The 14,737-nt window shown below is 66.8% G+C and carries 15 protein-coding genes; 7 read left to right on the forward strand and 8 right to left on the reverse strand.

All coding sequences use genetic code 11. The features are described 5' to 3' along the window. Positions 1–45 precede the first annotated feature (45 nt). Positions 46–408, forward strand: coding sequence for a hypothetical protein (locus A5713_RS05560; protein ID WP_067922413.1), 363 nt, complete (start codon positions 46–48; stop codon positions 406–408). Here the strand turns inward: A5713_RS05560 and A5713_RS05565 are convergent. Genes A5713_RS05565 through A5713_RS05590 form a run of 6 tightly spaced genes read right to left on the reverse strand, consistent with a single transcriptional unit; the run spans position 384 to position 7,418 of the window. Next, entirely contained in the window at positions 384–1,928 is a 1,545-nt protein-coding gene (locus A5713_RS05565) for a class I adenylate-forming enzyme family protein (protein WP_068093431.1), read from the reverse strand. The two genes, A5713_RS05560 and A5713_RS05565, sit on opposite strands and share 25 nt — an antisense overlap. Then, a complete protein-coding gene (locus tag A5713_RS05570) occupies positions 1,921–3,525 on the reverse strand; it encodes a class I adenylate-forming enzyme family protein (RefSeq protein ID WP_068093433.1) in 1,605 nt (534 codons plus the stop codon). The genes A5713_RS05565 and A5713_RS05570 overlap by 8 nt, the downstream gene beginning before the upstream one ends. After that, positions 3,515–4,993, reverse strand: coding sequence for a class I adenylate-forming enzyme family protein (locus tag A5713_RS05575; RefSeq protein ID WP_068093436.1), 1,479 nt, complete (start codon positions 4,991–4,993; stop codon positions 3,515–3,517). Before A5713_RS05575 ends, A5713_RS05570 begins: the two co-directional genes overlap by 11 nt. Continuing rightward, positions 4,993–5,787 carry an enoyl-CoA hydratase/isomerase family protein gene (locus A5713_RS05580; RefSeq protein ID WP_068093499.1) on the reverse strand — a complete coding sequence of 265 codons (795 nt, stop codon included), beginning with the start codon at positions 5,785–5,787 and terminating at the stop codon, positions 4,993–4,995. The genes A5713_RS05575 and A5713_RS05580 overlap by 1 nt, the downstream gene beginning before the upstream one ends. Then, positions 5,784–6,596 (reverse strand): enoyl-CoA hydratase/isomerase family protein, encoded by an 813-nt coding sequence (locus tag A5713_RS05585; protein WP_068093441.1) that lies wholly within the window; start codon positions 6,594–6,596, stop codon positions 5,784–5,786. The genes A5713_RS05580 and A5713_RS05585 overlap by 4 nt, the downstream gene beginning before the upstream one ends. Positions 6,597–6,605: 9 nt before the next feature. Further along, entirely contained in the window at positions 6,606–7,418 is an 813-nt protein-coding gene (locus A5713_RS05590; RefSeq protein ID WP_068093443.1) for an enoyl-CoA hydratase/isomerase family protein, read from the reverse strand. 131 nt (positions 7,419–7,549) lie between these two features. Between A5713_RS05590 and A5713_RS05595 the strand changes: the two genes are divergently transcribed. Continuing rightward, positions 7,550–8,257 carry a hypothetical protein gene (locus tag A5713_RS05595; RefSeq protein ID WP_068093446.1) on the forward strand — a complete coding sequence of 236 codons (708 nt, stop codon included), beginning with the start codon at positions 7,550–7,552 and terminating at the stop codon, positions 8,255–8,257. Further along, positions 8,254–9,147: an enoyl-CoA hydratase/isomerase family protein gene (locus A5713_RS05600; RefSeq protein ID WP_068093448.1), complete on the forward strand. Its 894-nt coding sequence runs from the start codon at positions 8,254–8,256 to the stop codon at positions 9,145–9,147. Before A5713_RS05595 ends, A5713_RS05600 begins: the two co-directional genes overlap by 4 nt. A gap of 20 nt (positions 9,148–9,167) precedes the next feature. Here A5713_RS05600 and A5713_RS05605 read toward each other — a convergent pair whose 3' ends face one another. After that, the gene (locus A5713_RS05605) at positions 9,168–9,980 is read right to left on the reverse strand and encodes a TetR/AcrR family transcriptional regulator (protein ID WP_068093505.1); all 813 of its coding nucleotides are present in this window, start codon (positions 9,978–9,980) and stop codon (positions 9,168–9,170) included. A 221-nt stretch (positions 9,981–10,201) separates the two neighbouring features. On the opposite strand from A5713_RS05605, the gene A5713_RS05610 reads away from it, so the two are divergent. Both A5713_RS05610 and A5713_RS05615 read left to right on the forward strand, forming a co-directional pair. Beyond that, positions 10,202–10,999: an SDR family NAD(P)-dependent oxidoreductase gene (locus tag A5713_RS05610; RefSeq protein ID WP_067922404.1), complete on the forward strand. Its 798-nt coding sequence runs from the start codon at positions 10,202–10,204 to the stop codon at positions 10,997–10,999. A 41-nt stretch (positions 11,000–11,040) separates the two neighbouring features. Beyond that, positions 11,041–12,048, forward strand: a complete 1,008-nt coding sequence (locus tag A5713_RS05615) for a dihydrodipicolinate synthase family protein (RefSeq protein WP_067922401.1) — start codon at positions 11,041–11,043, stop codon at positions 12,046–12,048. 81 nt (positions 12,049–12,129) lie between these two features. On the opposite strand, the gene A5713_RS05620 is transcribed toward A5713_RS05615, so the two are convergent. Further along, positions 12,130–12,366, reverse strand: a complete 237-nt coding sequence (locus tag A5713_RS05620; RefSeq protein WP_067922399.1) for a general stress protein CsbD — start codon at positions 12,364–12,366, stop codon at positions 12,130–12,132. 292 nt (positions 12,367–12,658) lie between these two features. Between A5713_RS05620 and A5713_RS05625 the strand changes: the two genes are divergently transcribed. Together A5713_RS05625 and A5713_RS05630 are read left to right on the forward strand one after the other, a co-directional pair. Further along, positions 12,659–13,501, forward strand: a complete 843-nt coding sequence (locus A5713_RS05625) for an enoyl-CoA hydratase (RefSeq protein ID WP_067922516.1) — start codon at positions 12,659–12,661, stop codon at positions 13,499–13,501. Positions 13,502–13,531: 30 nt separating this feature from the next. Continuing rightward, the gene (locus A5713_RS05630; protein WP_068093508.1) at positions 13,532–14,734 is read left to right on the forward strand and encodes an amidohydrolase family protein; all 1,203 of its coding nucleotides are present in this window, start codon (positions 13,532–13,534) and stop codon (positions 14,732–14,734) included. Positions 14,735–14,737 lie beyond the last annotated feature (3 nt).

The following is a 14,737-nucleotide window of genomic DNA, read 5'->3' on the forward strand; positions in this document are numbered from 1 at the left end:
TAGGCTGCCATCTCAAGGGGGCCAAACGACACAGAGCGAGGACAAGTGCCCCGAACGATTCGCGCATCGGCCGTATTCGTGGCGACTGTGACAGCTATCGCCCTGGCGCCGCCGGCCGTCGCCGACATGCTCGACCCGATTCCCGGCAACGGTGTCTTCGTCGTGGGTGTCGACATCGCGCCGGGCCTCTACCACACGGGTGGGTCGGGATCGGTCTTCGGTGTCTGGATCAACAACGTGCCGACACAGGAGTCGATGTGCTCGTGGTTCACCTACAGCACGCCCGATGCGAACAAGGACCATGTGCTACAGACGAATACCTCGATCGGTCCGATGTACGCGAACATCAACACCTCGGTCAAGGCGTTCGAGTCGCAGAACTGTCAACCCTGGACCCGGGTCTCCTGATCCCGATTCGCGTCGCTCAGCATCTCCCGCAGTCGAGGTAGGTCGACCTTGCCGGTGCCGCCTCGCGGGACGTCGTCGTCGCATGTCAGCGGTAGCCACACCGTCGGTACCTTGAAGGCGCTCAGCAGGTTTCGCGCGTGCCGACTCAGCTGGTCGGCCGTCAACGGTCCGTCGGACACCACGGCCGCACCGACCCGTTGGCCCGCCGTTGTGGGCACGTTGGTGACGAAGGCGCCACGGACGCCGTCGATGGTGCGCAGCGCCTGTTCGACCTCACCGGGATAGACGGTGGCGCCGCTCACCTTGAACATGTCGTCGCAGCGTCCGTGGTAGAACAGGAACCCCTCCTCGTCGAGGCGGCCCAGGTCGCCGGTGGGGTAGAAGCCGTCGACGGTGAACACGTCCTCTCGGCCGCGGCCGCAGATGCCGCGCAGTGTGTGCGGTCCCCGAATCTGGATCATGCCGACCGTTCCGCCCGGGACGGGATCGCCGCTGTCGGGGTCGACGATGCGAACTTCCATGCCGGGGAATGGTTTTCCGCAGCTGCCCCACGCAGTCGCCGGCATATCGGTGTCGGCGGGATAGCCGCAGTACGGACCGAACGCCTCGGTCATGCCGAACAGCGTGGCGCGGGCGCCGGGTTGGGCCCGCTGTTCGGGCGGGAGCACGGCCTGCAGGCTTCCGGGTCGCAGGGCCGATAGGTCGGCGCCGGCGGTGGCGGCGTGGCGGGCGAGCGTCTCGGCTTGGTCGGGCCAGCCGCGGAACAACGTCACCCGCTCGGCTTCCAGCAGTCGCAGTGTCGTCTCGGGCCGGGGAATCTCCTCGGTCACCAGGGTGGCGCCGGCTAGCAGCGCGGACAGGATTCCGCTGCCGAAGCCACCCACCCAGAAGAATGGCATCGGGAGATACAGACGGGTGTCGGGGGTGATGCATCGCGCGCCCAGGCTCGACCGGGTCGCGCCGAGCGCGCTGCCGTGAGAGTGCATGACTCCCTTGGGCGGCCCACTGCTGCCGGAGGTGAACATGATGACCAACGGGTCGGCGGCGTTGACCCTTTCCGTCAGGGCGTCGACCAGTCGGCGGGCTCGAAGGCCGGCGGTCGCGTCGGCGAGCCGGTCGGCCGTCCAGACCTGACGCAGGGCGGGAAGTTGGGTCCGCGGCGCGAGGTCGTCCAGATATCGGTGCCCGCGGAATTCCTCGACGCCGACCAGCAGTTGCACCGCGGCGGCCCGCAGTTGGGCGGCCAGCTCCCGCGCCGTCAGCAGGGTGCTCAGCGGAACCAGCACGGCCCCGACGCGGGTCAAGGCGACAGCGATCTGCACCCAGCGGGTGCTGTTGGGCATGATCAATCCCACCCGCGTGCCTTTGCCCACACCGGCTTCGACGAACACCGCGGCCAATTCTCGTGTAGTGGAGTCGAGTTCGCGATAACTGACCCGCGACGTGGGGTCGATCACCATCGGCTTGTCGCCGTCGTGGTCGGAGCGCAGCCGTACCAGTCGGTCGAGGGTGTCAGGCACCGAAGAGCTCCCTCAGTCCTCGGGTGTCGACCTTGCCACTGGAGAGCAACGGAAGCTCCGAGCGTGAGACGGCCACAAAGCGCCGGGGGATCTTGTATGCCGACAGCTCCGCCTTGAGCCGGTCGCGCAACGCCGCCGGGTCGAAGGCAGCACCGTCCGGCACCACCACGACCGCCGCGACCAGCTGGCCCCGCCGGGCATCGGGAACGCCTATGACGTGCGCTGCCAGCCCGCCGGTGACGCTGGCGATAGCCCGTTCGACCTCGACCGCCGAGACATTGGCTCCCGCCGTCTTGATCATCGTGCCGAGCCGGCCGAGGTAGTAGAAGAATCCGTCCGCGTCCACCCGCACCAGATCGCCGCTGTGGAACCAGCCGTCGGCATCGAAGCACTCCTCGCGACTGCGTCCGTAATAGCGTTGCATCACATACGGTCCGCGGATGCACAGTTCGCCGGCGTCGCCTGCGGTCACCGGTTCTCCCGTTTCGGCGCCGATGATCCTGGTGTCGATACCGGGTGCCGGCTTGCCGAACGACCCGCGCCGGTTCTCCGGTTGATCGGTTTCGTCGTCGCCGATCAGCACGACGCTGCCGGCTTCGGTCATGCCCAGCATGTTGTGCCGCAGTTCGGGGTCGGCCGGTCGAACGTCGGGCGCCATGATCGGATAGAGGTTGCCCCGACGCATCGATGACAAGTCCCGGCCCGGAAAGCTCGGATGTTCGGTCAGGTGAGCGATCCCGGCGCTGAAACCGTTGGTCACGGTCGGTCGTTCGGCCTCCAGCAGGTCAAGTGTCCTTCCGGGGTCGGCGGCGTTGGAGCACACCAGCGTCGACCCGGCGACCAACGTGGCCAGCAGCCCGAACGCGAAGCCGCCGATCCAGAAGAAGGGCGAATTGCAGAACAGCCTGTCGTCCGCCGTCAAACCGCGAATCTTGTTGAGGTTTTGCTGATGTCCGAGCAGGCCGCCATGCGTGTGCACGACGCCCTTGGGGGAGCTGGTGGAGCCCGACGTGTAGACGATGGCCAAAGGGTCGCAGCCGTTGACGTCGTCCTGGGTCGCCGCCAGCAGCTCGGGGTCCACGGTATCGGCGAGCCGGTAGAACCGAACGATGTCCCGGCGGCGCCGCGCCGCGCCCGGGCGGTAGGCGATGCCGACCTGCCGCAGTTGTGGCGCGGCCGGCGAGAACAAATGGCGGTCGGAGTCGAAGTCGCGATCCGACAGCACCTGCTCGAGCCGTTGCACGTAGTCATGGACGCGGAAAGTCGCCGCGCTCAAGAGTATTTCGACATCGCTGTCGAGCAGCTGCTGGCGCAGTTCGCGGGTGGTGACGAACGTGGAGAAGGGGACCACCACGGCGCCGATCCGCGCCGCGGCCAGCATCGCGACCACGAACTCCGGGCCGTTGGGGTAGAGCAGGCCCACATGGGTACCCTTGCCCGCGCCGGCTGCGATCAGCCCGCGGGCCAGCTTGGCCGAGCGGGCCTCGGCTTCCCCATAACTGATCCGGTCGTCGTCGCAGACGAGCAGGGCGTGGTCGGCCCGCGAGCGGGCCTGGCGCGTGAGGACCCCGGCGACGGTCGCGATGTCACCGCGCATGATCGCCGTGGGGTGCGCTGAAGAAGCGCTGGATCGCGCCCAGATCGGCTTTGCCCGACGGTGTCCGGGGGATCGCGTCGACGATCGCGATCTCGGTGGGAATCTCATAGCGCGCCAGCCGTGTTCGCAGATATTCCACGATCGCGTCGGGTCCGGTGGAGCCGGGCTCGCGCAATTCCACCATGGCGACGGGCGTCGCGCCGAGGCGCCTATCGGAGCGCCCGACCACCGCGGCACCGGCCACCGCCCGGTGGCTTTCCAGGGCGGTGCGGACGTCGTCGGGCATCACCTTGAACCCGCCGCGGATGATCGCCTGGTCGGCCCGCCCGACGATCCAGACGAACCCGTCCGCGTCGATACGCGCCATATCCGTGGTCCGCATCCACCGGGCCGAGGGCCCCAGCTGGCTCGGCTTCACTTCGAGCAGACCAACCTGGTCAGGTCCGAGCGGCGCGCCGTCGTCAGTCACCACCCGCAATTGGGCGCCGGGGTTGGCGCGACCGACGCTGCCCCGTTTGGCCGCCCAGTATCGCCGGTAGTCGGGCAGGGTCCAGCCCGCCACGCCGCCACCGAACTCCGTTGCCGCATAGGAGGTCAGCACCGGAATGCCGTACTTCTCGGTGAAGGTGTCGGCGTCGTCGGCCGACAGCGGGGCGGTGCCGCAGGTGACCGCGCGGATGCTAGCCAGGTCGGCTCGCGGCACGTCGGAGTGCAACACCGTGCGCAGAGCGGCGGGCACCAGCGATACCGTGCGCGGCCGGTGCCTGCGCACCGCGTCGGCCCACGCATTCAGCTCGAATCGCTCGAGCAGCGCGAACGGCCTCGCCTCGGCGATGCATTGCAACACGCGGAACACCCCGCCGATGTGCACCAGCGGCGAGTTGACGATCGCGACTCCACGCCGCAGCTCCGTAGGCGCCGGGGCGCGATCGGCTTCGGCGCCCATCACGCTGCGCGCCAGCGTGTCGTAGTCGAGGTCGATTCGTTTGGGCGGTCCCGTGGTGCCGCTGGTGAGCATGCGCACCGCGACGCCCGGCCGCGGACCGGTCTGCGCCGCGGGTGAAGTGGTCACGCAGTCAGCTGGGGGATCGTCTAGCCGACCGGAGATCGGCACGGCCGTCGTCGCGGTCGTCGGGGGCACCAGCGCCGTCAGTTCGTCGTGCTCCCCGATGATCAGCGGGGTCTGCAGTGCGGCGATGTCCGACCGCGTGCGCACCTCACCGCGGCCGGGGTTGATGACGACCACGGTGCCGCCCCCCAGCAACACCCCGAGGAAGGCGGCCACCTGACCCGGCCGGTTGCGCAGCAGCATCCCGGCTTCGGCGCCGGCCGTCAGGGCGGCGATGCGCCGTGCCGATCCGCCGAGGCGAGCCCAGGAGATCCATTGCCCCTCATACTCGATGGCGTCGGCCTCGGGCTGCAGGTCGAGGACGTCGGCAATGCGTTGGCTGAGGGGGTGCGGGGGCATCAGCGGGTCTTCGGATTGCGCGCGGCGCCTTCGTCGCCGGAACTCGGTCGGGCGGCAAGTTCGGCCGTTCCGAGCGGGTTGCCCAGGCGGGTGTAGATCAGTCCTTGTTCCATGGCCGCCCGATAGGGTTTGTCGAGCGATTCCCAAATCGCCTTCACCGTGCCCTGGGTCGCGGTCGGGGGCTTCGCGGCGATGGTGGCGGCGATGTCGTGCGCGCGGTCCCAGAGCTGCTCGGCGGGGACGACCTCCGACACCAAGCCGATCCGTAGCGCGGTGTCGGCGCTGACCCGCTCGTCGTTGCCCATCAGCGCGATGCGCAGCGTCTCGCCGAGGCCGATGCGCCTCATCAGGCCGATCGGCTCCAACGCGCAGACCAGGCCGGCGGATACGTGCGAGTCGAAAAACGTCGCGTCCTCCGAGCAGATGACGACATCGGATTCGTTGACGAAGTAGAACGCACCCGCGGTGCACATGCCCCGAACGGCGCACACGACCGGCTTCCACATCTTCTGCCATTTGGGGCTGAGTGCCTCGCCGGGATCCTCGTGGTTCCAGATGTTTTCGGGCTGACCGTAGGGCGTCTTGATGTCCAGGCCGGCGCTGAACGCCCGGTCGCCCGCCGCCCGCAGTACCACCGCGTTGACCGCATCATCGAGCTTGACCATGCGCCAGGCGCGGGCCACCTCCTCACACATGGTGCGGTTGAACGCGTTCAGCTGTCCGGGCCGGTTCAGCGTGATGGTCGCGACCCGGTCACTCTCGTCGACCTCGAGCCTGATGGTTTCGAACGTCATCGGCACTGCCAATCGGGCTTGCGCTTCTCCACGAAGGCCTTGGGCCCTTCGGCCGCATCCTCGGTGCGCAACACGCGCTCGCGGAACGTTTCGGCCATGATCTCGGCTTCGTGCAGCGGCACGTTGAGCCCCTTGAGGATGGCGAGACGAGTGCCCCGTACCGCCAGCGGCGCATTGGAGTTGACGATGCCGGCGATCTCGTGGGCCCGCTCGAGAAGCGTTTCGTGCTCGACGATTTCGCTGATCAATCCCAATTCGTAGGCGCGCCCCGCGCTCATCCGCTCGTGCTTGCCCATCAAGGCCATCCGCAGGGCAATGGAGCGGGGCAGCACGCGCGAGACCCGCACCATCTCGCGGCCGGCTACCAGGCCGATGCTGACGTGTGGATCGAAGAAAGTCGCTTGTTCCGAGGCGATCACGATGTCGGATGTGGTGACCCAGTCCATGCCGGCGCCGCAGCACAACCCGTTGACCGCGGCGAGCACGGGCTTGGCGGCCGTGCGGAACGGAGGGGTGCCCTCCTGCGGCGCCTCCCATTGGTCATAGGTCGACAGGTACGGGCGCTCGTAGACGACCTTGCCGTCTTCGGGAATGGCCGTGACGTCGGCACCGGTGCAGAACGCGCGACCGGTGCCGGTCACGATGGTCAGCCAGACTTGGTCGTCGTTTTCGGCCTCGTCGTAGGCGGCTCGCAATTCGGTGATCATGTGCGGGCTGAGCGCGTTGAGGGCGTCCGGGCGGTTCAGGGTGATGGTGGCGGTATGCCCGTCGACGTCGTAGTTGATGGTGTCGAACGAGTCAGTAGGCATCCTGCTCCCTCACCGGCCCTGGAATTTCGGGCCGCGTCGTTGCCGGAAGGCGTCCAGACCTTCTTTGAAATCTGCTGTCCGGCAGGACAACTCCAGGTTGTACAGCTCCTGGGCCATGGATTGGCTCAACGTCGTGTCCTGGCCGAAGCCCAGTGCCTGCTTGGTCAGCCCGATCGCCACCGTCGGCCCGGAGGCCAGCCGCTCGAGTAATTCCTCGGCCGCGTCGTCGAGCTCGGGCGGGCTTACGGCCCGGTGGATCAATCCCCAATCGGCCGCATCCCGCGCGCTGACTTTCTCGCCCAACAACAGCATTCGCCTGGCCCGTGCCAGCCCCACCAGCCGGGGCAGCAGCCAGGTCGCGCCCGAATCCGGGCTGAAGCCCCGGTCAACGAAGGGCTCCCAGAACACCGCGTCGGTGGCGGCGACGGTGAAGTCGGCTGCCAGCGCGAGGTTGCAGCCGAACCCGGCGGCCCATCCCCGCACACTGCAGAGCACTGGCAACTGGATGCCGGCGACCAGCTCGATCACGCGATGAGCGGCATGGGGGATCCGCCGCACCAGGTCGCCGGCGCGGGGGCGCCGGCGGTCGTTGGTGGCCAGCCAGTCCACCCCGGCGCAGAAATCCTCGCCGCCCCGGATGTGCACGGCGCGCAACGAATCATCGGCGGCGGCGTCGGTGAGGGCCTCGACCAAGGCGCTGATCATGTTCTGGCTCAACGAGTTTCGCTGGGATGGGCGATCGAGCGTTATCCGCAACACCCCGCCGTCCCGGCACACTGTCACCGCACCGTCGGCGCCGGCCGCGTCGGCCTCCTGACTCACCGTCGAATCCGGCCTTTCTGCCGTTACGGTTACCCATACAGTAGGCAATACCATTGATACGCTGTATAAGTTAGCAGGGTACGCCGCCGCCGGAAATAGCCGGGCCGGAACCCGAGCGAAAAGGGGGATGCATGGCCTTGCAGGAGGGGCGAGCGGGGGGCTGCGCCGAACCGGAGTCAACGCGATCGGGTGACGCCCGATTCGGCGAGCGGCCACTCTCCCAGACCGTGGCGGCCGCCGGCGCCATGCGGCGCCTGAGCTCACTGCTGCTGGCCCTCGAACATCCCCATCCCACCGTCGACACCATGGTGGAGAAGTTCGCGGAATGGGAGAGCGAACTCTCTGCCGCTGCGCCGGTGGACAACGCGCCGCGAATCGGCGACGTCCCCGATGATCCCCGGCGCGTCTATCTCGACCATGCGACCGACATCGGCGCCTACAATCCGTGCTTCCCGGAGTATCGGTTCGATCAGCTCGATGCCGACGAGGCAACGGGGCGAGTCAACTTCCCGCTCGTCTACGAGGGCCCGCCGGGATGCGTGCACGGCGGCTTTCTGGGCGTCTTCTTCGACTGCGTCATCCAGCACCACAATTGCGTCACGGGCCTGTCCGGCAAGACGCGATCACTGGTCGTGACGTTCCGCCGACCGACACCGGTGTTGACCGCGCTACGGTTCGACATCGTCCGATCGCAGGTCGAACGCGGCATCGCATCGACGGCACGGCTGCTGTTCGACGGCGAAGTGCTCTGCACCGGCCAGGTGAACACCTTGGCGTCACCCCCTGAGAGGCTCGCCGGGTTCAAATTCGGCAGGCGGCGAAAGGAATCCGACACATGACGCCCCCGAGCGCATCGGACGATCGCGTGCTGTTCGAGATGGACCCCGACCGCCGCATCGCCACGATCACGCTGAACAATCCGGCGCACCGCAACTCCTACGACGCCGTCATGCGCGACGCCATCGCCCGCTGTCTGGATCGGGTGGCCGACGACGACGACCTGACGGTGGTGCTGTTGCGCGGCGCGGGCGGCGTCTTCTCCACCGGGGCCGACATGAACAACGCCTATGGCTGGTATGGCGAAACGACCACGCCCGGCGACGCGTCGGGCAAGCGCCGTCCCAGTCAACGTCGGCGACTTACCGTGGACCGTAAGTCTTTTGGCTTCTACCACAACTTCATGGGCTTTCCCAAGGTGACGGTGGGCGAGATCACCGGATATGCGCTGGGCGGCGGTTTCGAGATGGCGCTGATGACCGACATCTCCGTGATAGCGCGCGACACGAAGGTCGGCATGCCGGCCACCCGCTTCCTCGGCCCCGCGCTCGGCAGCCTGCACATGTTCTTCCACCGGTTGGGTCCGGTGCTGGCCCGGCGCCTGCTGCTGACCGGCGACATCATCGAGGCCGGCGAGCTCGAACATCTCGGGATCTTCACCGACACCTGCGATTCCGCCGCCGTCCCGGCGCGGGCGCGGTACTGGGCCGAGAAGGCGGCGAAGATGCCCGCCGACGGGGTGGTCATCGCCAAGGAGGCTTTCCGCCTCGTCGAGCAGAGCCAGGCATACCAGGGTGAGGAAGTCGCGAGCTATCTCTTCCACGCCTTCGGCACCAACCTGCAATTCGGGCCAGGAGAGTTCAATTTCGTCAAGGCCCGCGCACAGCATGGGACCAAGGAAGCGTTCCGGCTCCGTGACGAACACTTCGACGTGCCGGAACCCGAAGTGTAGTAACCCTATTCGGTATCCGGCTAGCGCGCGGCCGGGGCCTTGGTGCGTGCGCGTGACGCGGGCGACTTGGCCGCCTTGCGTGGCCGTGACGGCGCGGCCTTGCCGCCTTTCGGCCCCTTGCCTTCTTCGATCAACCGGCCGGCGTGATCCAGGATGCAGCCGAGTCCGTACTCGAAGTTGGTTTCGTCGGGTGCGCCGATCCGGTGCCCGATGCGGCTGACTTGGGCCAGCAGGGGAGTCTTCTCGGGGTCGATGGCGACGGCGTCCTCGATGGCACGCGCACCCTCATGGGAGGATTGGTTCTTCTCGTAAAGCCGCTGCAGCACCACCGAGCCGCGGACGTGCACCGAAACCGCCGAGTAGGTGTCGAAGGCGTCCTCCGGCGACAGCCCGGCTTCGACCAGGTTGGCGATGGCCTTCTCCATCTCCTCGGCACCCAGCCGTGCCGCCTTCGGGCTGAGCGCGGCGCGGATCAGAATCAGGTCGCACAGAATTGGGTTACCCATGAACGTTTTACGCATCAGGCGCGCGTGGTTGGCCAATGTCTCGCGCCAGTCGCTGGCCTCGACGTAGGGGGTGGCGAACCGATACTTGCTCAATGCGCGGTCGGTCATCGCGTTGAGCAGGTCATCCTTCTTACGGAAGTACCAGTAGATGCTCGTGACGCCGACGCCCAGATGTTTGCCAAGCAGCGGCATGCTCAAGTTGTCGATCGATACCTGCTCCGCGAGTTCGAATGCGCCACTGATGATGTCATCGGGATTGATGGATCCGCGTTCGCGGCGTTGACGCCTATCGGCGGTAGCCTGCTTTGCCACTACGGGCACCTCCATCACGCTGTATCCTGTGCATGCGGTCCAAGAGCCGTACCGACTCACCTGCGCAAGCTTAGCCGTGTCGCCGCTCGACGATGTCCGTCAACCCGGCTTTCGTGCACTTTTCATCTGCTACTGTAATACCTATCGTAGGCGTTTTGGTAACGATAGGCCGGGCGGGCGAACATGACCGGGCGCAAGCCATTCACCCAGTCATCCGATGAGCCACGGGAATTGCCATGGATTTAGGGCTGGCGGATGCCGCAACGGTGGTAGTCGGCGGTAGCCGCGGCATGGGTTTGGCCACGGCCCGCTGCCTCGCCGACGAAGGTGCCCGGGTCGCGGTGATCGGCCGCAGTCGTGACGCGCTCGACTGCGCCGCGGCGGAGTTGACGGGGCGCGGTAGCCCCGACGCCGTCGGGCTCGTCGCGGACATTGCCGATCCCGGTCAGGTCGACGAGGCGTTCGCCGAACTCGGCCGGCGATGGGGCGGAGAACTCAATGCCCTTGTCAATACGGTCGGGCCGGGAGCGGCGGGCACGTTCGACGATTTGGCCGACGAGCAATGGCGCCAGGCCGTCGAAGACGGGGTGATGGGCATGGTGCGCTGTGTCCGCGCGGCACTTCCGCTGCTGCGCAAGGCGCAATGGGCGCGGATCGTCAACTTCTCGGCCCACTCGACCCAGCGGCAGAGCGTCATGCTGCCCGCCTACACGGCGGCCAAGTCGATGCTGACCAGCGTGTCCAAGAATCTGTCTCTGTTCTTGGCCAAGGACGAGATCTTGGTCAACGTGGTGTCGCCCGGCAGCATCGCGTCCGAGTCGCTCGTCGGTTGGGCGAAATCGGTGGGCGTCGACGGCGGCGATCTTTACGCGTTGATGGACGCCATCGACAAGCACTTCGGCCATCCGGCCCACATGCCACGGGCGGGGCTGCCGGAGGAAATCGGGCCGGTGGCCGCATTCCTCGCGTCGCGGCGCAACTCCTACATGACGGGGGCCAACATCAACGTCGACGGTGGTTCGGACTTCACCTGACCGCCCGGAACGAAAAGCTCGGCCGAAAGAAGGAGTCGAAAGTGGCGACGGCAAGCGAGGCCCGCGCCTGGGCGCGCGGCGCATTGCGCGGAATCGGTGACTCGCTCTACACCCCGTTCTGCGGGCCGGACGGCGACGACATCGACTGGGAGGCCTATCGGACGCTGGTCCGTTACTGCGTCGGCGACCTCGGGCACCCGATGTTGTGGTGCACCAGCGGTCTCTCGGAGTTCTGGTCGCTGACCATCGATGAGCGAAAACGCTTGTTAGAGGTAGCGATTGAGGAAGGGCGTGCCGTCAATCCCGACGTCGTCGTGCAAGCCTGCACGGCCGCCATCGCCGCGAAGGACTGTCTGGAGTTGACGTTGCACGCCCAGGAAGCCGGCGCCGACATCGTCTACATCCAAACGCCGATGATGGAAGTGCATGGCGGCGAGGGCGTTCTGCGATTCTTCAAATACATCGCCTCGCGCACCGACATCGCCTTGGGCATGTTCAACTCGCCGTCGTCCGGCTACGTGCTGACCGCCGCCGAAAGCGCGCGGATCTACGATGAGGTGCCCGCCGTGTGCGCGACCAAGGAGGGCGCCTTCAGGCCGGCCAGCAGCCGGATGCTCCACCAGCTGGCGCCCGGCCTGGTGCTCTGGGAGTGTGACAAGACGGTGTATCGCGCCGGTTGGCTGCGCGACGGGATCGTCTGTCCGGCGCAACTGGGCACCGCGGGCTATCTGTTCGAGACGCCGCGGCGGCGATTGTTCTCGGAATACTGGGATTTGGTACAAAGCGACAAGCTGCTCGAGGCGATGGACTTCGGCCGCGAGTCGGGCCTGGACCAATTCGACCTCGACGTCGGATCCTGGTGGACGTGCTATCCGGGACGGGCCGATTACTTCACTCACTGGGGTGGCGCGTTCAAGTACGCCGCCTCGCTTCTCGGCTTGCCGATAGGCGCGTATCCGCATTCCCGGCCACCGCAGGCGGAGTTGCCGACGGAGGCCAAGTCGCAGATCGAGAACGCATACCGCCGGCTTGGGCTCATCGAGGCCTAATCGGCGGCCAAAACCGCTGCGCCACATCGGGATACATAGCAGAGCCCGGCCACCGAGGTGACCGGGCCTGTGCCTAACCGTCTACTGTTCGGCCTGCTCGCGCGCCTCCGCGGCCTTGGCCTTGCCGCGGGCCTTCTCGGCCGCGGCTTCCTTCTTCGCCGCGCTGCGCTGCGCGTCGGCCTTGTCCTGCTGCGCCTGGCCCTCGTTGACCAGATCGTTGCGGCCGATGATCGTGCCCACGATTTCCTTGGCCTTGCCGAAGACGGCTTCGACGATGCCCTGGATCAGCTCGACCGGACCGCTCTTGATGTCAACCATTGCGTTTCCCCTCCCGGTAGTGGGTATCTGTGTTGGCTTTCCCTTTTCGCCGCCAGGAGGAAACGCGATCGGCGCGTGGTGCTCGCCACACCCGGGATATCCGTGCCACTCCTGGTCATGAGTAGCCCCGTCGACGGCGGTCAGGGGTGAGGTTCAGCAAGCCGAAATCCCCTGTTCGGCCGGGGTTCGTGGGCACCCGAAGGCGGTTGTGGAAAACGGTACCGATAGGTATACAGTATGCGTACAAATCGTCGCGGGATCGGGTAGCGGTCGTGAGGAGGTGGCGGGGGAGATGTCCGGCGGGGACGACGCTTCCGAGGCCGCAGTGCTCTACGAGTCCACCGGCAGCGGCGTGGCGATTCTGACCTTCAACCGTCCTGAACGCCTGAACGCCTGGGGGCCGGACATTGCCGCCGGCTTTTACTCGGCGATCGACCGCGCCGAACAGGACCCGGCCATCCGGGTGGTCGTGCTGACCGGCCGGGGCAAAGGATTCTGCGCCGGCGCGTATCTGGGCACGCCGAATTCCGCACCGAGTTACGGCGACACGATGGAGAAGGCGAGTCAGACCAACCTCGCCGAGTTGGTCGGGGAACGGCCGCCGCATTTCGTGACCACGCTGCGCAAGCCCGTCGTGGCCGCCATCAACGGCGCCTGCGTCGGCATCGGCCTGACCCAGGCGCTCATGTGTGACGTGCGGTTCGCGGCCGCCGGGGCCAAGTTCGCCGCGGTCTTCGCCCGCCGCGGACTGATCGCCGAGTTCGGCATCTCCTGGATACTGCCGCGACTGACAACCTGGGGCGTCGCCCTGGATCTGCTGTTGAGCGGCCGCACCTTCCTCGCCGAGGAGGCGGCCGACCTCGGCCTCGTCAAGGACGTGGTCGCGCCCGAGGATCTGATGAACCGCGCGCTGGAATACGCGGAGGACATCGCACGCAACTGCTCGCCGGCGTCCATGGAAGTGATCAAGCGGCAGGTATACGGTGACGCCACTCGCGATGTCGTGGACGCCACGGCGCGTGCCGAGGTGCTGCTGCACGAGGCGATGCCGCGGCCGGACGTCATCGAAGGCATCACCAGCTTTCTGGAGAAGCGGCCCCCCCGATTCCCTTCGCTCGACCCGACCGACGCTTAGTGTTCGCCGGTGATGCCGGAAAGGATGATCATGACCAGCTTGGGTTATAAGGCGATTGACGTCGACAACCACTACTACGAACCACTGGACGCCTTCACCCGCCACCTGGACAAGAAGTTCAAGCGGCGAGGCGTGCAGATGCTCAACGACGGCAAGCGCACCTGGGCCGTGATCGGGGATCGGGTCAACCACTTCATCCCCAACCCGACCTTTGACCCGATCATCGTGCCGGGCTGCCTGGACCTGTTGTTCCGCGGCGAAATCCCCGACGGCGTCGACCCCGCCTCGCTGATGAAGGTCGAGCGGCTGGCCAGCCACCCCGAGTACCAGAACCGCGACGCGCGGGTCGCGGTGATGGAGACCCAGGACGTCGAAACGGTGTTCATGCTGCCGACTTTCGCGTGCGGCGTCGAGGAGGCGCTCAAGGGAGACATCGAGGCCACGATGGCCTCGCTGCACGCGTTCAACCTGTGGCTCGACGAAGATTGGGGCTTCGACCGGCCCGATCACCGCATCATCGCCGCGCCCATCATTTCGCTGGCAGACCCGGCCAAGGCGCTCGAAGAGGTCGAGTTCGTGCTGGCGCGCGGCGCCAAGCTGGTGCTGGTGCGGCCCGCGCCGGTGCCCGGTGTGGTGAAGCCGAGATCGCTGGGCGATCCCAGCCACGACCCGGTGTGGGCCCGGCTCGCCGAGGCGGGGGTGCCGGTCGGCTTCCACCTCAGCGACAGCGGCTATCTGCACATCGCCGCGCAGTGGGGCGGCAAGGCGACCTTCGAGGGGTTCGGGGAAAAGGACCCACTGGATCAGGTTCTCCTGGACGACCGCGCCATCCACGACACGATGGCCTCGATGATCGTGCACGGTGTGTTCACCCGCCACCCCGGGCTCAGGGCGGTCAGCATCGAAAACGGCTCCTATTTCGTGCATCGGCTGATCAAGCGGCTGAAGAAGGTCGCCAACAACTACCCGCGGCATTTCCCCGAGGACCCGGTGGAGCAATTGCGCAACAATGTGTGGATCGCCCCCTACTACGAGGACGATTTGCAAGAGCTGGCCAACGTCATCGGCATCGACAAGATCCTGTTCGGGTCCGACTGGCCGCACGGCGAAGGCCTCGAGACGCCGGTGTCGTTCGCCGGGGAACTCAACGGCTTCGGCGAAGCCGATGCCCGAAAAGTGATGCGCGACAATGCTCTCGACCTGCTCGGCGTTCCGGTCCCGTCGGCCGTTTAGCGC

The sequence above is a fragment of the Mycobacterium sp. E2497 genome (assembly GCF_001668695.1).
In the GTDB taxonomy this organism is placed as follows: Bacteria; Actinomycetota; Actinomycetes; order Mycobacteriales; family Mycobacteriaceae; genus Mycobacterium.